The 20705-nt window shown below is 65.2% G+C and carries 17 protein-coding genes; 15 read left to right on the top strand and 2 right to left on the bottom strand.

Features of this window, described 5'->3' with window-relative positions:
• Window positions 1–17: 17 nt before the first annotated feature.
• From leuE to AC3WLE_RS23500, 4 genes are all read left to right on the top strand, one after another.
• Window positions 18–689 (top strand): leucine efflux protein LeuE, encoded by a 672-nt coding sequence (leuE, locus tag AC3WLE_RS23485; RefSeq protein ID WP_439670747.1) that lies wholly within the window; start codon window positions 18–20, stop codon window positions 687–689.
• Window positions 690–778: 89 nt separating this feature from the next.
• Complete coding sequence (gene carB, locus AC3WLE_RS23490) at window positions 779–4027, top strand: carbamoyl-phosphate synthase large subunit (protein ID WP_492356226.1); 3249 nt, start codon at window positions 779–781, stop codon at window positions 4025–4027.
• A 248-nt stretch (window positions 4028–4275) separates the two neighbouring features.
• Window positions 4276–4752, top strand: a complete 477-nt coding sequence (gene greA, locus AC3WLE_RS23495) for a transcription elongation factor GreA (RefSeq protein WP_492320594.1) — start codon at window positions 4276–4278, stop codon at window positions 4750–4752.
• 54 nt (window positions 4753–4806) lie between these two features.
• On the top strand, window positions 4807–5310 hold the full coding sequence (locus AC3WLE_RS23500) for a DUF4149 domain-containing protein (protein WP_010814318.1): 504 nt from the start codon (window positions 4807–4809) through the stop codon (window positions 5308–5310).
• 87 nt (window positions 5311–5397) lie between these two features.
• Here AC3WLE_RS23500 and AC3WLE_RS23505 read toward each other — a convergent pair whose 3' ends face one another.
• Entirely contained in the window at window positions 5398–5901 is a 504-nt protein-coding gene (locus AC3WLE_RS23505; protein ID WP_010814317.1) for a YhbY family RNA-binding protein, read from the bottom strand.
• Between the two features lie 297 nt (window positions 5902–6198).
• Here AC3WLE_RS23505 and AC3WLE_RS23510 point away from each other — a divergent pair, with 297 nt between their 5' ends.
• From AC3WLE_RS23510 to phoR, 11 genes are all read left to right on the top strand, one after another.
• Entirely contained in the window at window positions 6199–6864 is a 666-nt protein-coding gene (locus tag AC3WLE_RS23510) for an RlmE family RNA methyltransferase (protein WP_010814316.1), read from the top strand.
• 153 nt (window positions 6865–7017) lie between these two features.
• Window positions 7018–8904, top strand: a complete 1887-nt coding sequence (gene ftsH, locus AC3WLE_RS23515) for an ATP-dependent zinc metalloprotease FtsH (RefSeq protein WP_492320595.1) — start codon at window positions 7018–7020, stop codon at window positions 8902–8904.
• A gap of 131 nt (window positions 8905–9035) precedes the next feature.
• Window positions 9036–9902: a dihydropteroate synthase gene (gene folP, locus AC3WLE_RS23520; RefSeq protein WP_492320596.1), complete on the top strand. Its 867-nt coding sequence runs from the start codon at window positions 9036–9038 to the stop codon at window positions 9900–9902.
• Window positions 9903–9960: 58 nt separating this feature from the next.
• Entirely contained in the window at window positions 9961–11304 is a 1344-nt protein-coding gene (gene glmM, locus AC3WLE_RS23525) for a phosphoglucosamine mutase (RefSeq protein ID WP_492351918.1), read from the top strand.
• A gap of 231 nt (window positions 11305–11535) precedes the next feature.
• Window positions 11536–12567 (top strand): phosphate ABC transporter substrate-binding protein PstS, encoded by a 1032-nt coding sequence (gene pstS, locus AC3WLE_RS23530; RefSeq protein WP_492356227.1) that lies wholly within the window; start codon window positions 11536–11538, stop codon window positions 12565–12567.
• A 118-nt stretch (window positions 12568–12685) separates the two neighbouring features.
• On the top strand, window positions 12686–13654 hold the full coding sequence (gene pstC / locus AC3WLE_RS23535; RefSeq protein WP_011615657.1) for a phosphate ABC transporter permease PstC: 969 nt from the start codon (window positions 12686–12688) through the stop codon (window positions 13652–13654).
• A complete protein-coding gene (pstA, locus tag AC3WLE_RS23540) occupies window positions 13651–14550 on the top strand; it encodes a phosphate ABC transporter permease PstA (protein WP_492320599.1) in 900 nt (299 codons plus the stop codon). Before pstC ends, pstA begins: the two co-directional genes overlap by 4 nt.
• 52 nt (window positions 14551–14602) lie before the next feature.
• Complete coding sequence (gene pstB, locus AC3WLE_RS23545) at window positions 14603–15391, top strand: phosphate ABC transporter ATP-binding protein PstB (protein WP_013957282.1); 789 nt, start codon at window positions 14603–14605, stop codon at window positions 15389–15391.
• A gap of 47 nt (window positions 15392–15438) precedes the next feature.
• Window positions 15439–16143, top strand: a complete 705-nt coding sequence (gene phoU, locus AC3WLE_RS23550) for a phosphate signaling complex protein PhoU (RefSeq protein ID WP_018309301.1) — start codon at window positions 15439–15441, stop codon at window positions 16141–16143.
• 27 nt (window positions 16144–16170) lie between these two features.
• On the top strand, window positions 16171–16878 hold the full coding sequence (gene phoB / locus AC3WLE_RS23555) for a phosphate regulon transcriptional regulator PhoB (protein ID WP_492320600.1): 708 nt from the start codon (window positions 16171–16173) through the stop codon (window positions 16876–16878).
• A gap of 133 nt (window positions 16879–17011) precedes the next feature.
• Window positions 17012–18394 (top strand): phosphate regulon sensor histidine kinase PhoR, encoded by a 1383-nt coding sequence (phoR, locus tag AC3WLE_RS23560; RefSeq protein WP_010814306.1) that lies wholly within the window; start codon window positions 17012–17014, stop codon window positions 18392–18394.
• 96 nt (window positions 18395–18490) lie between these two features.
• On the opposite strand, the gene ppk1 is transcribed toward phoR, so the two are convergent.
• A complete protein-coding gene (gene ppk1, locus AC3WLE_RS23565; protein WP_081050189.1) occupies window positions 18491–20617 on the bottom strand; it encodes a polyphosphate kinase 1 in 2127 nt (708 codons plus the stop codon).
• Window positions 20618–20705: the final 88 nt, after the last annotated feature.

The following is a 20705-nucleotide window of genomic DNA, read 5'->3' on the forward strand; positions in this document are numbered from 1 at the left end:
GACCTCAGGGACATCCCATGAACGCCTTCATGCATACCGCTTTCGGCATCACCGATTTCTGGACCTATGTGCTGGGCACGATCTTTATCGTGCTGCTGCCGGGGCCGAACTCGATGTATGTGCTGTCGGTGGCGGCGCAGCGCGGCGTGCGCGCCGGCTACAAGGGCGCGTGCGGGGTGTTCCTGGGCGACTTCGTGCTGATGGTGCTGTCGGCGGCGGGCGTGGCCTCGCTGCTCAAGGCCAGCCCGGCGCTGTTCTACGTGGTGAAGTACGTTGGCGCGGCCTACCTGGCGTGGATTGGTTTCAGCATGCTGCGCGGCGCGCTGCGCAACTGGGCCGCGCGCGGCGATGCCGCCGCCACCGCGCCGGTTAGCAAGGCCGACCAGTCCGACCCGTTCCGCAAGGCGTTGCTGATCAGCCTGCTGAACCCGAAGGCGATCCTGTTCTTCATCTCGTTCTTCATCCAGTTTGTCGACCCGGCCTTCGCTTACCCGGTGCTGTCGTTCTCCGTGCTGGGCCTGGTCGCCCAGTTCTGCAGCTTTGCCTACCTGACCACGATCATCTTCGTGGGCGCGAAGCTGGCCGACGCATTCCGGCGCCGCCGGCGCCTGTCGGCGGGCATGTCGAGCGGGGTGGGCGCGATGTTCATCGGCTTCGGCGCCAAGCTGGCGACGGCCACGATGAACTGAGCAAGACGATATTTTTGAATCCTGACGGATTCCCTGATTACCGGCGCGGTCCGCAGGCAAGGCGGGCCGGCCCATAAAGAGAGCGTGCAATGCCAAAACGCACAGACATCAAGAGCATCCTGATCATCGGCGCGGGCCCCATCATCATCGGCCAGGCGTGCGAGTTCGACTACTCCGGCGCCCAGGCCTGCAAGGCGCTGCGCGAGGAAGGCTTCAAGGTCATCCTGGTCAATTCGAACCCGGCGACCATCATGACCGACCCCAACACGGCCGATGTGACCTACATCGAGCCGATCACCTGGGAAGTGGTCGAGCGCATCATCGAGAAGGAACGCCCGGACGCGATCCTGCCGACCATGGGCGGCCAGACCGCGCTGAACTGCGCGCTGGACCTGCACCGTCACGGCGTGCTGGAGAAATACAAGGTCGAGCTGATCGGCGCCTCGCCGGAAGCCATCGACAAGGCCGAGGACCGCCAGAAGTTCAAGGACGCCATGACCAAGATCGGTCTGGGTTCGGCCAAGTCGGGCATCGCCCACTCGATGGACGAAGCCATGGCCGTGCAGTCGCGCATTGCCCAGGAAACCGGCACCGGCGGCTACCCGATCGTGATCCGCCCGTCGTTCACGCTGGGCGGCAGCGGCGGCGGCATCGCCTACAACCGCGAAGAATTCGAAGAGATCTGCAAGCGCGGCCTGGACCTGTCGCCGACGCGCGAGCTGCTGATCGAAGAATCGCTGCTGGGCTGGAAAGAGTATGAGATGGAAGTGGTCCGCGACAAGAAGGACAACTGCATCATCATCTGCTCGATCGAGAACCTGGACCCGATGGGCATCCACACCGGCGACTCGATCACCGTCGCTCCAGCCCAGACCCTGACCGACAAGGAATACCAGATCCTGCGCAACGCGTCGCTGGCCGTGCTGCGCGAGATCGGCGTCGACACCGGCGGCTCCAACGTGCAGTTCTCGATCAACCCGAAGGACGGTCGCATGATCGTCATCGAGATGAACCCGCGCGTGTCGCGTTCGTCGGCGCTGGCCTCCAAGGCCACCGGCTTCCCGATCGCCAAGGTCGCGGCCAAGCTGGCCGTGGGCTACACGCTGGACGAGCTGAAGAACGAGATCACCGGCGGCGCGACCCCGGCTTCGTTCGAGCCGTCGATCGACTACGTGGTCACCAAGGTGCCGCGTTTCGCGTTTGAGAAATTCCCGCAGGCCGACAGCCACCTGACCACCCAGATGAAGTCGGTGGGCGAGGTGATGGCGATGGGCCGCACCTTCCAGGAATCGTTCCAGAAGGCCCTGCGCGGCCTGGAAGTGGGCGTCGACGGCCTGGACGAAAAGTCGTCGGACCGTGACGAGGTCGTCGAGGAAATCGGCGAAGCCGGCCCCGACCGCATCTGGTACGTGGGCGACGCCTTCCGCCTGGGCATGTCGCTGGAAGAGGTCTATGCCGAGACCGACATCGACCCCTGGTTCCTGGCCCAGATCGAAGACATCATCAAGACCGAAGGCCTGGTCAAGACGCGCAAGCTGGAAAGCCTGTCGACCGCCGAGCTGCGTTTCCTGAAGCAGAAGGGCTTCTCCGACCGCCGCCTGGCCAAGCTGCTGAAGACCGACGCCAAGGCCGTGCGCGAAGCGCGCATCGCCCAGAACGTGCGCCCGGTCTACAAGCGCGTGGACACCTGCGCGGCCGAGTTCGCCACCAACACCGCCTACATGTACTCGACCTACGAGGCCGAGCATGGCGAGTGCGAGGCGCAGCCGACCGACAAGAAGAAGATCATGGTGCTGGGCGGCGGCCCGAACCGGATCGGTCAGGGCATCGAGTTCGACTACTGCTGCGTGCACGCCGCGCTGGCGCTGCGCGAAGACGGGTACGAGACCATCATGGTCAACTGCAACCCGGAAACCGTGTCGACCGACTATGACACCTCGGACCGCCTGTACTTCGAGCCGCTGACGCTGGAGGACGTGCTGGAGATCGTCGCGCTCGAGAAGCCGGTCGGCGTGATCGTGCAGTACGGCGGCCAGACCCCGCTGAAGCTGGCGCTGGACCTGGAAGCCAACGGCGTGCCCATCATCGGCACCAGCCCCGACATGATCGACGCGGCCGAAGACCGCGAGCGCTTCCAGAAACTGCTGCAGGAGCTGGGCCTGCGCCAGCCGCCCAACCGCACCGCGCGTGCCGAGGACGAGGCGCTGCGCCTGGCCGAAGAGATCGGCTACCCGCTGGTGGTGCGCCCGTCGTACGTGCTGGGCGGCCGCGCCATGGAAATCGTGCATGAGCCGCGCGACCTCGAGCGCTACATGCGCGAGGCCGTCAAGGTCTCGAACGATTCCCCGGTGCTGCTGGACCGCTTCCTGAACGACGCCATCGAGTGCGACGTCGATGCCATCTCCGACGGCAAGCGCGTCTTCATCGGCGGCGTGATGGAGCACATCGAGCAGGCTGGCGTGCACTCGGGCGACTCCGCCTGCTCGCTGCCGCCGTACTCGCTGTCGGCCGAGACCGTGGCTGAACTGAAGCGCCAGACCGCCGCGATGGCCAAGGCGCTGAACGTGATCGGCCTGATGAACGTGCAGTTCGCGATCCAGCAGAACGACGGCGTCGATACCGTCTATGTGCTGGAAGTGAACCCGCGCGCCTCGCGTACTGTGCCGTACGTGTCCAAGGCCACCGGCTTGCAGCTGGCCAAGATCGCCGCGCGCTGCATGGCGGGCCAGTCGCTGGACGAGCAGGGCATCGGCGAAGAAGTCATCCCGCCGTACTACAGCGTCAAGGAAGCGGTGTTCCCGTTCAACAAGTTCCCGGGCGTCGATCCGGTCCTCGGACCTGAAATGCGCTCGACCGGCGAAGTGATGGGGGTGGGCAAGGCCTTCGGCGAGGCGCTGTTCAAGAGCCAGCTGGCCGCGGGTTCGCGCCTGCCGGAGAAGGGCACCGTGCTGATCACCGTGAAGGACAGCGACAAGCCGCGCGCCGTTGGCGTGGCTCGCATGCTGCACGACATGGGCTACCCGATCGTTGCCACCCGCGGCACCGCCTCGGCCATCGAGGCCGCCGGCATCCCGGTCAAGACCGTCAACAAGGTCAAGGACGGCCGTCCGCATATCGTGGACATGATCAAGAACGGCGAACTGGCGCTGGTGTTCACCACTGTGGACGAAACCCGCACCGCGATTGCCGATTCGCGCTCGATCCGGACCTCGGCGCTGGCTCACCGCATTCCTTACTACACCACCATCGCCGGCGCCCGCGCCGCGGTGGAGGGCCTGAAGCACATGCAGAGCCTGGAGGTCTACGACCTGCAGAGCCTGCACGCCTCGCTGGCCTGAAGCCCCGCAGGTAAGGCAAGCGGCACATTGCCACTGGCCGGGCGGGTTGTGCCCGGTCAAGTCCAGGAAGCCCGCCGGAGTTGCTGCCGGCGGGCTTCCTGGCCTAAACTACGTCAAATTCGCCGATCGATGCGGCGTGCCCGCATTCGGTCCTGTCTGAAAGCCGCGGTTGAGCGGAAGTGCCCTGGCAGCATTGGCCAGGGATGGCTCCAGCTCCGCTGCGGCTCATTTTTTTGTTGAACGAAGACATGAGCACCATTCCGATTACCAAGCGTGGCGCAGAGCTCCTGAAGGAGGAGCTGCAGCGCCTGAAGGCTGTCGAGCGTCCGTCGGTGATCAATGCGATCTCGGAAGCCCGCGCACAGGGCGACCTGTCTGAAAACGCCGAATACGACGCCGCCAAGGAAAAGCAAGCCTTTATTGAAGGCCGCATCCTGGAAGTGGAGGCCAAGCTGTCGGCCGCGCAGATCATCGATCCGACCCAGCTGGACACCGACGGCCGCATCGTCTTTGGCGCGACTGTGGACCTGGAAGACCTGGAGTCCGGCAGTCCCGTCAGCTACCAGATCGTGGGCGATGACGAAGCCGACATCGACGTCGGCAAGATCTCGGTCAGCTCGCCCATCGCGCGTGCGCTGATCGGCAAGTTCGAAGGCGACGTCGCAACCGTGCTGGCCCCTGGCGGCGAGCGCGAGTACGAAGTCATTACCGTACGCTATATCTGACGCCGGCCCGGCCGGCAGGCTTGCACCTGGCCCGGCCCCCGGAAAGACCGGCACGTGTTCTCCAATTCCTATAACAATCTGCCGCCGCTGCCGCACCGCATCTTCCTGCTGCTGACGGTGGTGTGGGCGGGCAGCCTCTGGACCGTCGGCTACATGGTGGCGCCGACTTTGTTTTCGGTGCTGCCCAGCCGCGAGATGGCGGGCATGATCGCCGGGCACCTGTTCCATACCGAGGCCATCGTCGGGGTCACCATCGGCGTGCTGCAGCTGGTGCTGTGCAACGTGATGATCCGGCGCGGTGCCCACCGCTATCGCGGCCTGCGCTGGCTGGTGCTGGGCATGTTGTGCTGCGTGCTGGCGGGCTACTTCGGCACCCAGCCGTTCATGGCCGGCCTGAAGGAAAAGGCGCTGGCGCTGGGCGTCGGCGTTTCGGAATCGCCTTACAAGGCGCAGTTCGGCATGCTGCACGGCGTGTCGAGCGCCTTCTACCTGCTGCAAAGCCTGCTGGCGCTGGTGCTGGTGTGGCGCGCTTCGGCGCCGCGTTCGGCCGGGGAGTGAGGCCGGCCGCCGGCACGGCCACGGGCGTGGCGTGCCGGCATCGGGCGTCGCCTGGCAGCGACCCCGTCATGCTTCAGCTGATCGTGCTCAGCCCAGCGCCTTCTTCTTCTGGCTGGTCGGGCGTGCGCGCGAACGCTTCACATTGCCGCCGGCGGTGACGCGCTCGTTGCCAAGCACCGTGACTTCCTTGCGGGTCGGACGGCGGTTCGGCGCGGCGCTGGGCTTCTTGACTGTCACCGTGCGCGGGGCCGCGCCGCCACGGCGGGCGGGGGTGTGGCGGCCCAGGTCTTCGGCCTGGTTTTCCTTCAGGCGCGCTTCGCCCGGACGCCAGACCACCAGCAGCTTGCCGATATGCTGGATCGGCGCGGCGCTGAGCTGGTCGCAGATTTCCTCGTAGATGGCGATGCGCGCGTCGCGATCGTCGCCGAACACGCGGATCTTGATCAGGTCGTGGGCGGCCAGGCTGCGGTCGATCTCGGCCAGTACGGCACGGGTCAGGCCTTCGGCGCCGACCATCACGACCGGGTTCAGGGCATGGGCACGGGAGCGCAGGTCAGAGCGCTGGGCAGGGACTAGTTGTAGAGCGGGCATAGGTTGGCGCTGATTATTAGGCGCTTGAAATAGTGATAGAGCGCGTGGGCGCTGGAAATCGGGCGCTGCAGCCCGCGCCGGTCGTGACACGGCGGGTCGGGCAAGGACAGGCTGCCGACGGCCGCCGGGGGCGGCAAGCCGGCAGCTGATAAGGCGAGCCGGCGGTCGGTATGCGGATTGGCGCGTATTATCCGTCAATCCGGCACTGTCGGGCAGCAAAATCATCAAAACAGTAGGAAAACCTTCGCGGGCGGCATTGAGCGGCGGGCGGGGGCAGGGAACAGGCTGGTAACTGGCATGGCAAAAAACAAGTTCAATCATTCGTGGCTGCACGACCACATCAACGATCCGTACGTGAAAATGGCCCAGCGCGAGGGCTATCGCGCCCGCGCGGCCTACAAGCTCAAGGAGATCGACGAGCAGGACAAGCTGATCCGCCCGGGGCAGGTGATCGTCGACCTGGGCGCGGCGCCGGGCAGCTGGAGCCAGTACGCCCGCAACAAGCTGGCGGACTCGCCCCGGGCCAAGGACGGCAGGATCGATGGCGCCGTGGTCGCGATCGACCTGCTGCCGATGGAACCGGTCGCCGACGTCACTTTCATCCAGGGGGACTTCCGCGAGGAATCGGTCTTCCGCGAACTGGAAAGTGTGGTGCTGGACGCCTCCGGCGGTAACAAGATTGACCTTGTTTTGTCGGACATGGCCCCCAATTTGTCCGGTGTGGCCTTCGCCGATGCAGCACGGATCGAGTACCTGTGCGACCTGGCGCTGGAATTTGCGCAGGCCCACCTTAAGCCGGAGGGGGCATTGCTGGTAAAGTGCTTCCACGGGAGCGGCTACAGCCAGATCGTGGAGAAGTTCAAACGGCATTTCAAAGTGGTTGCGAAACGCAAGCCCAAGGCGTCTCGCGACAAGTCTTCCGAAACCTTTATCCTTGGGCGCTACCTCAAGGCAGTGGATTGACCGGTCTCGATACAAGCCAGGGCGAAAAAAGAAGCGTGGAAAGTGCCCCACCCGGTGCTATCGGCATCATAGTTTCTCTGTTTCCCCCCGAGGGCGGGCGCTGCATTACAATGCAGCTATCCGTTGGCAAGGCAATTGCAAAGGAGTTCGGCCTTGAATAACAACCTGTTTCAAAAGGCGGCAATCTGGCTCGTGATCGCGCTGGTGTTGTTTACCGTCTTCAAGCAGTTCGACAAGCCCCGTGCGCAGGACAGCGTCACCTATTCGCAGTTCATGGATGACGCCAAGAATGGCAAGGTGTCGCGTGTCGACGTGCAGGGCCGCAACCTGGTGGTCTCGCCTAAGGAAGGCGCCAAGTACACCATCATCTCGCCGGGCGACATCTGGATGGTTGGCGACCTGATGAAGTACGGCGTCCAGGTGACCGGCAAGGCGGACGACGAACCCAACGTGCTGGTCCAGGCCCTGTATTACCTCGGGCCGACCCTGCTGATCATCGTGTTCTGGTTCTACATGATGCGCCAGATGCAGGGGGGCGGCAAAGGCGGCGCTTTCTCATTCGGCAAATCGCGTGCGCGCCTGATCGACGAGAACCAGAACGCCGTCACGTTCCAGGACGTGGCCGGCTGCGACGAGTCCAAGGAAGAAGTGGTCGAGCTGGTCGACTTCCTGAAGGACCCGCAGAAGTTCCAGAAGCTGGGCGGGCGCATCCCGCGCGGCGTGCTGCTGGTCGGCCCTCCGGGTACCGGCAAGACGCTGCTGGCGCGCGCCATTGCCGGCGAGGCCAAGGTACCGTTCTTCAGCATCTCGGGTTCCGACTTTGTGGAAATGTTCGTCGGCGTGGGTGCGGCCCGCGTGCGCGACATGTTCGAGAACGCCAAGAAGCAGGCACCCTGCATCGTGTTCATCGATGAAATCGACGCGGTTGGCCGCCATCGTGGCGCCGGCATGGGCGGCGGCAACGACGAGCGCGAGCAGACCCTGAACCAGATGCTGGTCGAGATGGACGGCTTCGAGGCCAACTCGGGCGTGATCGTGATCGCCGCGACCAACCGTGCCGACGTGCTGGACAAGGCGCTGCTGCGTCCGGGCCGTTTCGACCGCCAGGTCTACGTGGGCCTGCCGGACATCCGCGGCCGCGAGCAGATCCTGAAGGTCCATATGCGCAAGGTGCCGATCGGCAACGATGTCGACGCCTCGATCATCGCGCGCGGCACCCCGGGCTTCTCGGGCGCGGACCTGGCCAACCTGGTCAACGAAGCCGCACTGTTTGCCGCCCGCCGGAGCAAGCGCGTGGTCGATATGCAGGACTTCGAAGATGCCAAGGACAAGATCTATATGGGTCCGGAGCGCAAGTCGACGGTCATGCGCGAAGAAGAGCGCCGGGCCACGGCTTACCACGAGTCGGGCCATGCGGTGGTGGCCAAGCTGCTGCCCAAGGCCGATCCGGTGCACAAGGTCACCATCATGCCGCGTGGCTGGGCGCTGGGCGTGACCTGGCAGCTGCCGGAGCATGACAAGTATTCGAAGTACAAGGACAGCATGCTGGAAGAGGTTGCCATCCTCTTCGGCGGCCGCGCGGCGGAAGAGGTCTTCCTCAACGCCATGAGCACCGGTGCTTCCAACGACTTCGAGCGCGCCACCAAGCTTGCCCGCGACATGGTGACCCGCTTCGGTATGAGCGATTCGCTGGGTGCCATGGTCTACGTGGATACCGAGCAGGATGGCATGTTCGGCAAGCTGTCGTCGAAGACCGTGTCAGAAGCCACGCAGCAGAAGGTCGACGCCGAGATCCGCCGCATCATCGACGAGCAATACGCGCTGGCCAAGCGCCTGCTCGAAGAGAACCGCGACAAGGTCGAAGCCATGACCAACGCGCTGATGGAATGGGAAACCATCGATGCCGACCAGGTCAACGACATCATGGCCGGCAAGCCGCCGCGTCCGCCGCGCAGCGCGTCGGGCCCGAACGGCGGCGGCAGCACGCCTCCGGGCGGCTCGCCGGTGGCGCCGCCGACCAACGCGCCCGCCACGGCCTGATCCTGGTGCGTTCACAGACGACGCCGTAGTGATGGCTGTGTAGTGCCTGTCCCTGAAGCCGGTGCCTGGTGCACCGGCTTTTCCTTTTGCGCGGCATCCGCGGCGCCCGGATTGAATCAAGCATTCCTACCTTGCAGCAGACTTCTCAGACCCGGTATTTCCAGTGCGGCCGTTTTCGCTTTGCCCTGGACCAGCGCCCGCTGGTGATGGGTATCCTCAACGTCACGCCCGATTCTTTCTCCGATGGCGGCCAGCATGCCAGCCGGAACGCGGCGCTGCGCCATGCCGGGCAGATGATCGCCGAGGGTGTGGACATCATCGACATCGGCGGGGAATCGAGCCGGCCCGGTTCGGCGGCGCTGCCGCTGGAAGACGAACTGGCGCGCGTGATCCCGGTGGTGGAAGCGCTGCGCGACTGCGGCAAGCCGCTCTCGGTCGATACCTACAAGCCCGAGGTCATGCGCGCCGCGCTTGCGGCCGGAGCCGATCTCATCAACGATATCTGGGGTTTCCGCATGCCGGGCGCGGTCGAGGCCGTGGCGGCGGGGCAGGCGGGCCTGTGCGTGATGCATATGCAGCGCGATCCGCAGACCATGCAGGAAGACCCGCACTACGATGACGTGGTCGCCGAGGTGGCCGGGTTCCTTGCCGAGCGCATTGCCGTGCTGCGCGCTGCCGGCATCGACGATGCGCGCATCTCCCTCGATCCGGGGTTTGGCTTCGGCAAGACACCCGATCATAATTTGCGCCTGCTCGGCCAACTGCCGCGGCTGGCACTTGAGGGCCTGCCGGTGCTGGCGGGCATCTCGCGCAAGTCCACGCTGGGCGCGGTCCTCGGTGGCCGGCCGCCGCAGCAGCGTGTTGCGGCCAGCATTGCCGCCGCGGTGTGTGCGCTGGAGCGCGGAGCATTTATCGTGCGCGTGCATGATGTGGAGCAGACGGTGGATGCCGTGAAGACCTGGTGGGCGGTGCGCAACGAGTCCGTTGGCGCGGCCTGAATCAGCCGCGGCCACCGCAGACAGATCAACGACCAGAGTAAAGAAAGGGAATCAGCGAATGACACGCAAGTATTTCGGGACAGATGGCGTGCGGGGCAGGGTCGGCGAGGCGCCGATCACGCCGGACTTCGTGATGCGCCTGGGCCATGCGGCCGGCAAGGTGCTGGCCCACGGCGCCAAGACCGGGCAAGGCAAGCCGACCGTGCTGATTGGCAAGGACACGCGCATTTCCGGCTATATGCTGGAAGCGGCGCTGGAAGCCGGCTTTACCTCGGCCGGCGTGCACGTGCTGCTGACCGGCCCGCTGCCGACGCCGGGCATCGCCTACCTGACGCGGGCGCTGCGCCTGTCCGCGGGCGTGGTGATCTCGGCCAGCCACAATCCCTACTACGACAACGGCATCAAGTTCTTTTCGGCCGACGGCGACAAGCTGCCGGATGCGGTCGAGGCGGAGATCGAGGCTGCCATCGAAGAGCCGATGGTGTGCGCGCCGTCCGATGACCTGGGCCGCGCGCGCCGCATCAACGATGCCCCCGGCCGCTATATCGAGTTCTGCAAGAGCACCTTCCCGCATGAGCAGGACCTGTACGGCCTGAAGCTGGTGGTCGACTGCGCCCATGGCGCGGCCTACCACATCGCGCCGCACGTGTTCCATGAGTTGGGCGCCGACGTGGTTTCGATCGGCAACCAGCCGGACGGCCGCAATATCAACGACGGCTACGGCGCCACGGCGCCGGGCAAGCTGGTTGAGGCGGTCAAGGCACATGGGGCCGACCTGGGCCTGGCCTTTGACGGCGACGCCGACCGCTTGCAGGTGGTGGACGCCGACGGCCGTCTCTACAACGGCGACGAATTGCTGTATCTGATCGTGCGCGACCGCCAGGCCGCTGGCCAGGCGGTGCCGGGTGCCGTAGGCACGCTGATGACCAATATGGCGGTGGAGCTGGCGCTCAAGCGCCAGGGCGTGGAATTCGTGCGCGCCAAGGTAGGCGACCGCTATGTGCTGGAAGAGTTGAACAAGCGCAGCTGGACCCTTGGCGGCGAGGGCTCCGGCCACCTGCTGTGCCTGGACCGCCACAGCACCGGCGACGGCATCGTGTCGGCGCTGCAGGTGCTGGCCGCGCTGCGCCGCAGCGGCAAGACGCTGGCGCAGTTGCTCGAGGGCGTAAGGCTGTTCCCGCAGACGCTCATCAACGTGCGCGTGCAGAAAGGCTTCGACTGGCAGTCGCATGCTGGCCTGCAGGCCGCGCGCGCGGCGGTCGAGCCTGAACTGGAGGGGCGCGGCCGGGTGCTGATCCGTGCCTCCGGCACCGAACCGGTGGTGCGCGTGATGGTCGAGGCCGAGCAGGCCGAAATGGCCGAGCGCGCGGCCAGGCGGCTGGCCGATGCCTTGGGCGCCTGATACGCCGCCCCCTGACCAGAAACGCCGGGCCAGTCCCGGCGTTTTTTTATTCCATAACGCAATTAACCGCCGTCCTATTGCGTCACCATGACTGCCGGATGGTAACGGCGATCCCTTGCTGGAGGCCGGTTCCAAGAAGATTTAAAGATGTCACGGAATTGTCATACAGGGAGCATAGAGTTCGTCTTGTCAAAAATTTGTCATTCCCAACCAATGTTCTCTGGAGGACATATGAAGCTGGTCAAGCCTGCCGTGGCAGGCATCGTTTCGATGGTGGTGGCGGGCACTGCGTTCGCGGCGGAAATTACCGGTGCAGGCGCTTCTTTCCCCGCGCCCGTGTATTCCAAGTGGGCCGACGCATACCAAAAAGCAACGGGTAACAAGGTCAACTATCAATCCATCGGTTCGTCGGGCGGGATCAAGCAGATCGGCGCCAAGACGGTCGATTTCGGTGCCTCGGACGCGCCGCTGAAGGACGAGGACCTGAACAAGCAGGGCCTGGTCCAGTTCCCGACCGTGATCGGCGGCGTGGTGCCGGTGATCAACCTGCAGGGCGTGAAGCCGGGCGAACTGACCATCACGGGCGAAGTGCTGGCCAACATCTACCTGGGCAAGATCAAGAAGTGGGATGACCCCGCGATCAAGGCGCTGAACCCGCAAGCCAAGCTGCCGAGCCAGGACATCCTGCCGGTGCGCCGCGCCGACGGTTCGGGCACGACCTTCATCTTCACCAACTACCTGTCCAAGGTCAGCCCGGACTGGAAGAGCGCGGTGGGCGAGGGCACCACGGTCAACTGGCCGGGCGGCGGCACCGGCGGCAAGGGCAACGAGGGCGTCGCCGCCTTCGTGCAGCGCCTGAACGGTGCGATCGGCTACGTCGAGTACGCCTACGCCAAGCAGAATAAGATGACCCACGTGAACATGAAGAACGCGTCGGGTGCCGTGGTCAAGCCGGGCGACGATGCCTTCAAGGCTGCCGCCGCCGGTGCGGACTGGAGCAAGACCTACTACCAGATCCTGACCAACCAGCCGGGCAAGGAAGCCTGGCCGATCGCCGGCGCCACCTTCATCCTGGTCCACAAGAACCAGGAAAAGGCCGCGCAGGGTGCCGAAGTGCTGAAGTTCTTCGACTGGGCCTACAAGAGCGGCGCCAACATGGCTGCCGACCTCGACTACGTGCCGCTGCCGGAAAACGTTGTGAACCAGATCCGTTCGACCTGGAAGACCAGCGTCAAGGACGCCTCGGGCAAGGCGCTGTACTGATCCTGACGGCATCGCCGGCCCCGCGCGAGTGCGGGGCCGGTGGCCGGGCTGCCCGAAACTGGCCCGGACACCGGGCTCCCGCCCAGGCGGGAGCGGCGATCCACCCTGAATTCCCGACATGGCGACTACCCCCTCCGAGATCCGCAACGTCCAGCCCCCGAGCCGCATGGGCGACATCCTGTTCGGCGGCCTGACGCGGGGCGCCGCGATCGTGACCCTGCTGCTGCTGGGCGGCATCATCGTCTCGCTCGCGATCAGCGCCTGGCCGTCGATCCAGACCTTCGGCGCGCGCTTCCTGTGGACCGCGGAGTGGGATCCTCCCGCCGATGTCTATGGCGCGCTGGTGCCCATCTACGGCACCATCGTGACCTCGCTGATCGCGCTGATCATCGCGGTGCCGGTGAGCTTCGGCATCGCGCTGTTCCTGACCGAGCTGTCGCCGGCCTGGCTGCGCCGCCCGCTGGGCACCGCCATCGAACTGCTCGCCGCGGTGCCGTCGATCGTCTACGGCATGTGGGGCCTGCTCGTGTTCGCGCCGATCTTCGGCGAGTATTTCCAGAAGCCCCTGGCCGCCACGGTGGGCCAGCTGCCGGTGGTCGGCAAGCTGTTCCAGGGCGCGCCGCTGGGCATCGGCTTGCTGTGCGCGGGCGTGATCCTGGCGATCATGATCATCCCGTACATCGCTTCGGTGATGCGCGACGTGTTTGAAGTCACGCCGGTGCTGCTCAAGGAATCCGCCTACGGCGTGGGCTGCACCACCTGGGAAGTGATGTGGAACGTGGTGCTGCCCTATACCCGCGCAGGTGTCATCGGCGGCGTGATGCTGGGCCTGGGCCGCGCGCTGGGCGAGACCATGGCCGTCACCTTCGTGATCGGCAACACCAACCTGCTGGACAGCGCCTCGCTGTTCTCGCCGGGCAACAGCATCACCTCGGCCCTCGCCAACGAATTCGCCGAAGCCGGCGCCGGCCTGCACACCGCCGCGCTGATGGAACTGGGCCTGATCCTGTTCTTCATTACCTTTGTGGTGCTGGCGCTGTCCAAGCTGCTGCTGCTGCGACTGGCAAAGAATGAGGGAACCAAATGAGCGCGAGTCAAGCCGTGTCTACCGTATCGATCCCGGCGGTCCGCCCCGACGCGGATGCCATCCGCACCCGGCTGCAGGCGCGCCGCCGCCGCACCAACCTGTATGCACTGACCGCCTCGCTGGTGGCGATGGGCTTCGGCCTGTTCTGGCTGGCGTGGATCCTGTGGACCACCGTCACGCTGGGCGTGGGCGGCCTGTCGCTGGACCTGTTCACGCAGATGACCCCGGCGCCGAATACCGCCGGCGGCGGCCTGGCCAACGCCATCTTCGGCAGCTTCGTGATGGTCGGCATGGCCACGCTGTTTGGCACGCCGCTGGGCATCCTGGCCGGCATCTACCTGGCCGAGTACGGCAAGAGCTCGCCGCTGGCCAGCTTTATCCGCTTTATCAACGACATCCTGCTGTCGGCGCCGTCGATCGTGATCGGGCTCTTTGTCTACGCGCTGGTGGTGACCCGCATGGGCCACTTCTCGGGCTGGGCCGGGATCTGCGCGTTGGCGCTGCTGCAGGTGCCGATCGTGGTGCGCACCACCGAGAACATGCTGAACCTGGTGCCCAACGCGCTGCGCGAGGCGGCCTTCGCACTCGGCACTCCCAAGTGGAAGATGGTGCTGTCGATCACGGTGAAGTCATCCTACGCCGGCATTGTGACCGGGGTGTTGCTGGCCGTCGCCCGTATCGCCGGCGAGACCGCGCCGCTGCTGTTCACCGCGCTGTCCAACCAGTTCTGGACCAGCGACCTGAACAAGCCGATGGCCAACCTGCCGGTGACGATCTTCCGCTTTGCCATGAGCCCGTTCACCGAATGGCAGCAACTGGCCTGGGCGGGTGTGTTCCTGATTACGATTGGCGTGCTGGCCCTGAATATCCTGGCGCGCATCCTGTTCAAGAAATAAGCGGCACGGCCGGTAATCCGTCCCGCCCTAAAGACTGCAAGCGAGAAACGCAATGACCTCCACCGTCATCGACATTCCCGATTCGGTACGCGCCAAGATCGACGTGCGCAATCTGAACTTCTACTACAGCCAGTTCCATGCGCTGAAAGACATCAACATGTCGATCCCGGACCGCAAGGTCACGGCCTTTATCGGGCCGTCGGGCTGCGGCAAGTCGACGCTGCTGCGCACCTTCAACAAGATGTATGCGCTGTACCCCGAGCAGCGCGCCGAGGGTGAGATCAACATGGACGGCGAAAACCTGCTGACCGCGCGCCAGGACATCGCGCTGCTGCGCGCCAAGGTCGGCATGGTGTTCCAGAAGCCGACGCCGTTCCCGATGTCGATCTACGACAACATCGCCTTCGGCGTGCGCCTGTTCGAGAAGCTGTCGCGCTCGGAGATGGACGACCGCGTGGAATGGGCGCTGACCAAGGCGGCGCTGTGGAACGAGGCCAAGGACAAGCTGCACCAGTCCGGCTACGGCCTGTCCGGCGGCCAGCAGCAGCGCCTGTGCATCGCGCGCGGCATTGCCATCCGCCCGGAAGTGCTGCTGCTGGACGAGCCATGCTCGGCGCTTGACCCGATCTCCACCGGCCGCATCGAAGAGCTGATCGCGGAACTGAAGGATGAGTACACCGTGGTGATCGTTACCCACAACATGCAGCAGGCGGCGCGCTGCTCGGACTACACCGCCTACATGTACCTGGGCGAGCTGATCGAGTTCGGCGAGACCGAGAAGATCTTCATCAAGCCGCACCGCAAGGAAACGGAAGACTACATTACAGGCCGGTTCGGCTGATCGTTACCGCAGGGCGTAGCATATCCATAAGCGGCCAGGAGAATCCCATGCCAGACAAGCACCTGTCGACCCAGTTCGACGCCGACCTCAACGCGATCAACACCAAGCTGCTGCAGATGGGCGGCCTGGTCGAGTCGCAGATCGAGCTCGCCATGCGCGCGCTGGCCGACTTCGATGGCGAGACCGCCGACCAGGTCATCGCCCGGGAGATCCAGCTCAACGCGCTGGAAGTCGAGATCGATGCCGACTGCGGCAACATCATTGCCCGGCGCCAGCCGACCGCGCGCGACCTGCGCCTGGTGATGGCCATCTCCAAGACCATCACCAACCTGGAGCGCGCCGGCGACGAAGCCGAGAAGATCGCCAAGCGCACCAAGCACATCATGGAAGACGCGTCGGCGCACAGCATCAACTACGCCGAGGTCAAACTCTCGGGCGAGATGGCGATCTCGCTGCTGCGCCAGGCGCTGGACGCCTTTGCGCGCCTGGACACCGTGGCGGCGGCGCGCATCGTCAAGGACGACAAGGCCATCGACGAGGAATTCCGCGGCTTCGTGCGCAAGCTGATCACGTACATGATGGAAGACCCGCGTACGATCTCGGTCGCGCTGGATTTCCTGTTCATCGCCAAGGCCGTCGAGCGCATCGGCGATCACGCCAAGAACATCGCGGAATTTATCATTTACATTGTCAAGGGGACGGACGTCCGCCATGTCTCGCGCGAGGACATGGAGCGCGAAGCGCTGAGCTGAACTCAGCCGCCCACGGAGAACAATTACATGCCAAGCAGTATTCTCGTTGTCGAAGACGAACCGGCGATCGCCGAACTGATCGCCGTGAACCTGCAGCACGCGGGGCACTATCCGATCCGGGCCTATAACGCCGAGCAGGCGCTGTCGCTGATGAGCGATGTGCTGCCCGACCTGGTGCTGCTCGACTGGATGCTCCCGGGCAAGTCGGGCGCGAACTTCGCCAAGGAGTTGCGGGCCAACGACCGCACCCGCCAGATCCCCATCATCATGCTGACCGCCCGCGGCGAGGAGCAGGACAAGGTGATGGGGCTTGAGGCCGGCGCCGACGACTACGTCACCAAGCCGTTCTCGCCCAAGGAACTGCTGGCGCGGATCAAGGCGGTGCTGCGCCGCCGTGCGCCGCAGCTGACCGACGATGTGGTGGCCATCAACGGCCTGCGCCTGGACCCGGCCACGCACCGCGTCACCGGCCAGGACGAGAGCGGCGCGATCAAGCTGGAGCTGGGTCCGACCGAGTTCCGCCTGCTGCACTTCCTGATGACGCATCCGGAACGCGTGCACAGCCGCTCGCAACTGCTCGACCAGGTCTGGGGCGACCATGTCTTTGTCGAGGAGCGTACCGTCGACGTCCATATCAAGCGCCTGCGCGCCGCGCTCACCCCCGGCGGCTACAGCAATATGATCGAAACCGTGCGCGGCAGTGGCTACCGCCTGGCGCGCACGCCCGGCGCCTGACGCGCCGGACACGGGAGGGCGGCTTGACGTGCTGCCCTGCCAGAGCCCACGCTGCTGGCAGGGCGCGGCGAATTCGTGGCACACTCCGTCGCAACCCTGCAGCCTTCCCTGGCTGCGAGCCTGAACCCTGCGCATGAATGTCATCTGGGCCCGTTCCGTGGCCATCCTGATCAGCCTGCTGGTGCTGTCCGCCGGTGTTTACCTGGCCGTGGGCCCGGTGCCGGCGCTGGCGCTGGCATGCGTATCGCTGCTCGGGCTGCTGTTCTACTACCTGTACCAGATCAACCGCCTGTGGAAGGTGCTCGATGCGCCGGTCTACGGCGAGATCCCCAGTGCACTCGGACTTTGGGGCGAGGTGTATTACCGGCTGCACCGGCTGGTCAAGCGCTGGCGCACCCAGGTGCTGCAGGTCGAGCAGCAGCACACGCGCTTTATCCAGGCCATCCAGGCTTCGCCCAACGGCGTGCTGATGCTGGACGACGCCGACCAGATCGAGTGGTGCAACGACGTGGCCGAGCAGCACTTCGGCCTGAACGCGCGGCGCGACGTGCGCCAGCGCATCACCCACCTGATCCGCCGGCCCGAGTTCGTCCACTACCTGACCCGGCAGCGTTTTGACGATCCGCTGGTGATGCGCGACATGGGCGAACACAAGCACAGCGTGATCGCGGTGCAGATCCTGCCCTATGGCGACAACCGCAAGCTGGTGATCACGCAGGACATCACCAAGCTCGAAAACACCGAGGCGATGCGGCGCGACTTCGTTGCCAACGTGTCGCACGAACTGAAGACGCCGCTGACGGTGCTGACCGGCTTCCTGGAGACCGTGCGCGACCTGCCGGTATCGGAAGACGACCGGCGCCGCTACATCGACATGATGCTGGCGCAGTCGGTGCGCATGCAGAGCATCGTCGAAGACCTGCTGGCGCTGGCCAAGCTGGAAAGCGATGCGCAGCCGCCCGGCAATGACATCGTGCCGATCCGTGCCATGGTGGCGCACCTGACCCACGACGCCGAGGCGCTGTCGCAGGGACGGCACCAGGTCTCGGCCGAGATCGACCCGACCGTCGGCATGCGCGGCGCAGAGACCGAGTTGCTGTCGGCGCTGGGCAACCTGGTGTCGAACGCCGTGCGCTACACGCCGGACGGCGGGCGCATCACCATCAGGCTGGCCTGGGAAGAGGGTCATGCCGTGTTCTCGGTGGCCGATACCGGCCTGGGCATCGCTCCCGAGCATATTCCCCGGCTGACCGAGCGCTTCTACCGCGTGGACCGCAGCCGCTCGCGCGACACCGGCGGCACCGGGCTGGGGCTGGCCATCGTCAAGCACGTGCTGTCACGCCACCATGCGGACCTGCGCGTGACCAGCGAAGAGGGCCGGGGCAGCGTGTTCCGCGTGATCTTCCCGCTTGAGCGCAGCCTGCGCTCGGCCGGGGAGGGCGCGGACATGCCCGCGCCAGGCAGCGGCCCGACCGCGCCGCCGCAGTCGCCGGACACCTCGCGGCGCGCCGCCTGAGCCGGAAAGGAAAACCCCGCCGCGGCGGGGTTTTGCATGTTATGCCTCAGGGAAGCCTCCTCGGCTCCTGGCGCAAGGTGGGCAACAGAAGCCCGCTCAGGGCATCCCCCCAAACATCACCAGCATATCGTTCTGGCTCACATGTGGACGCTTCGAGCGCGTCTGCTTGCGTGCATAGTTGCCGTCCGGCTGCATGATCCACGCCGAGGCGTTGTCGCGCAGGTGCACCTGCAGGCTTTCCTTGATGACGCGTGCCTTCAGCGCCTTGTCCAGCACCGGGAAGGCAACTTCCACGCGGCGGAACAGGTTGCGGTCCATCCAGTCGGCGCTGGACAGGTACAGCACCTCTTCGCCGCCGGCGTGGAAGTAGTAGACCCGGTGGTGTTCCAGGAAGCGGCCGATGATCGAGCGCACCGAGATGTTCTCGGACATGCCCGGGACGCCCGGCATCAGCGCGCACACGCCGCGCACGATCAGGTCGATCTTCACCCCCGCGCGCGAGGCCTTGTACAGCTCGTCGATGATCGATGGCTCCAGCAGCGCGTTCATCTTGGCGATGATGCGCGCGGGCTTGCCGGCGCGCGCGTTGCGGGCCTCGGCGCGGATATGGTCGACCAGGTTGCTCTGCATGGTGAAGGGCGACTGCCACAGGTGGTTCAGCCGGATGGTGCCGGCGGTGCCGGTCAGCAGCTGGAACACGTGGTGCACGTCTTCGCAGATCTCCTCGTTGGCCGTCAGCAGGCCGAAGTCGGTGTAGAGGCGGGCGGTGCGCGGATGGTAGTTGCCGGTGCCGAGGTGGGCGTAGCGCCGCAGCTTGACCTGCTTGGCCTTGGGGCCGGTGGGCTCGCGCCGCACGATCAGCAGCATCTTGGCGTGGCACTTGTGGCCGACCACGCCGTAGATCACGTGTGCGCCCGCGGATTCCAGGCGCTCGGCCCAGTTGATGTTGGTTTCCTCGTCAAAGCGCGCCAGCAGCTCCACCACCACGGTCACTTCCTTGCCGTTGCGCGCGGCGGTCATCAGCGCTTCCATCACCAGCGACTCATTGCCGGTGCGATAGACGGTCTGCTTGATCGCGACCACGTTGGGGTCGGCCGCGGCCAGCTGCAGCAGGTCGAGCACGGAACTGAAGCTCTCGTACGGGTGGTGCAGCAGCACGTCCTGCTGTCGCATCACGTCGAACATCGACGCGCCGGCGGAGAAGGCCTTGACCGGGGCGGGCACATACGGCGCAAACTTCAGCGCGGGCCGGTCCACCATGTCGGGGATCTGCATCAGCCGCACCAGGTTCACCGGGCCGGAAACACGATACAGGTCCTGCTCGGCGAGGCCCGATTCCAGCAGCAGCCGGCGCGCCAGCGGTGCCGGCGTGTCCGACGAGACTTCCAGGCGCACGGTATCGCCGAAATGGCGCGTGGGCAGCTCGCCCTGCAGCGCCTCGCGCAGGTCGGTGATCTCGTCTTCCGAGACGAACAGGTCGGAGTTGCGCGTGACGCGGAACTGGTAGCAGCCGTGCACGGCAATCGCCGGGAACAGCTCATGCACGAAGCCCTGCATGAACGACGACAGCATCACGAAGCCATACGGGTAGCCCGACAGCTTCTCCGGCATCTTCACCACGCGCGGCAGCGCGCGCGGCGCCTGCACGATGGCCAGGTCGGCCTCGCGGCCGAAGGCGTCCTTGCCGGACAATTCCACCACGAAGTTCAGGCTCTTGTTGAGCACGCGGGGAAAGGGGTGGGCGGGATCCAGTGCAATCGGGGTCAGCACCGGCCCCAGTTCGCGCTGGAAGAATTCGCGCGCCCATTCGCGCTGGGCGTCGGTCCAGGTGGTGGTCAGGTGGAAAAAGACCCCCTCTTTTTCAAGTAGTGGAAAAATGGTGTTCTGCAGCATGTCATACTGCGAAGCCACAAGCCGTTGCGTGCGCTCGGTGACAAGCTGGTAGGTCTGCTGGAATGACAGGCCGTCCGGCGTCAGCCCCGAAGCGTTGTCGCGCATCTGTTCCTTCAGGCCCGCCATGCGGATTTCAAAGAACTCGTCCAGGTTGCTGGACACGATGCAGATGAATTTCAGCCGCTCCAGCAGCGGGACCTTCGGGTCCGCCGCTTGCGCCAGCACGCGGGCATTGAATTCCAGGATGCCCAGTTCGCGGTTGAGCAGCGTACTGGACGGAGTCGTCGACATGAGCATGACCTTCTTTTGGTAATGTGGCGACTTTTTCATAAAAACGTGTCACTTTTATGACAGTTTGATTTTGTCATGATGCAGACATGACCAGGACATATTTTTCCCGGGCGCGAACGCCGGCAGG

The sequence above is a fragment of the Cupriavidus sp. FW306-1B-F12B genome, from assembly GCF_058781795.1.

Bases quoted from the DNA above. Each gene is read 5' to 3' on its own strand.
- leuE (WP_439670747.1), top strand. From the start codon at position 18: ATGAACGCCTTCATGCATACCGCTTTCGGCATCACCGATTTCTGGACC.
- carB (WP_492356226.1), top strand. From the start codon at position 779: ATGCCAAAACGCACAGACATCAAGAGCATCCTGATCATCGGCGCGGGC.
- greA (WP_492320594.1), top strand. From the start codon at position 4,276: ATGAGCACCATTCCGATTACCAAGCGTGGCGCAGAGCTCCTGAAGGAG.
- AC3WLE_RS23505 (WP_010814317.1), bottom strand. From the start codon at position 5,901: ATGCCCGCTCTACAACTAGTCCCTGCCCAGCGCTCTGACCTGCGCTCC.
- AC3WLE_RS23510 (WP_010814316.1), top strand. From the start codon at position 6,199: ATGGCAAAAAACAAGTTCAATCATTCGTGGCTGCACGACCACATCAAC.
- glmM (WP_492351918.1), top strand. From the start codon at position 9,961: ATGACACGCAAGTATTTCGGGACAGATGGCGTGCGGGGCAGGGTCGGC.
- pstS (WP_492356227.1), top strand. From the start codon at position 11,536: ATGAAGCTGGTCAAGCCTGCCGTGGCAGGCATCGTTTCGATGGTGGTG.
- pstC (WP_011615657.1), top strand. From the start codon at position 12,686: ATGGCGACTACCCCCTCCGAGATCCGCAACGTCCAGCCCCCGAGCCGC.
- pstA (WP_492320599.1), top strand. From the start codon at position 13,651: ATGAGCGCGAGTCAAGCCGTGTCTACCGTATCGATCCCGGCGGTCCGC.
- pstB (WP_013957282.1), top strand. From the start codon at position 14,603: ATGACCTCCACCGTCATCGACATTCCCGATTCGGTACGCGCCAAGATC.
- phoU (WP_018309301.1), top strand. From the start codon at position 15,439: ATGCCAGACAAGCACCTGTCGACCCAGTTCGACGCCGACCTCAACGCG.
- phoB (WP_492320600.1), top strand. From the start codon at position 16,171: ATGCCAAGCAGTATTCTCGTTGTCGAAGACGAACCGGCGATCGCCGAA.
- phoR (WP_010814306.1), top strand. From the start codon at position 17,012: ATGAATGTCATCTGGGCCCGTTCCGTGGCCATCCTGATCAGCCTGCTG.
- ppk1 (WP_081050189.1), bottom strand. From the start codon at position 20,617: ATGAAAAAGTCGCCACATTACCAAAAGAAGGTCATGCTCATGTCGACG.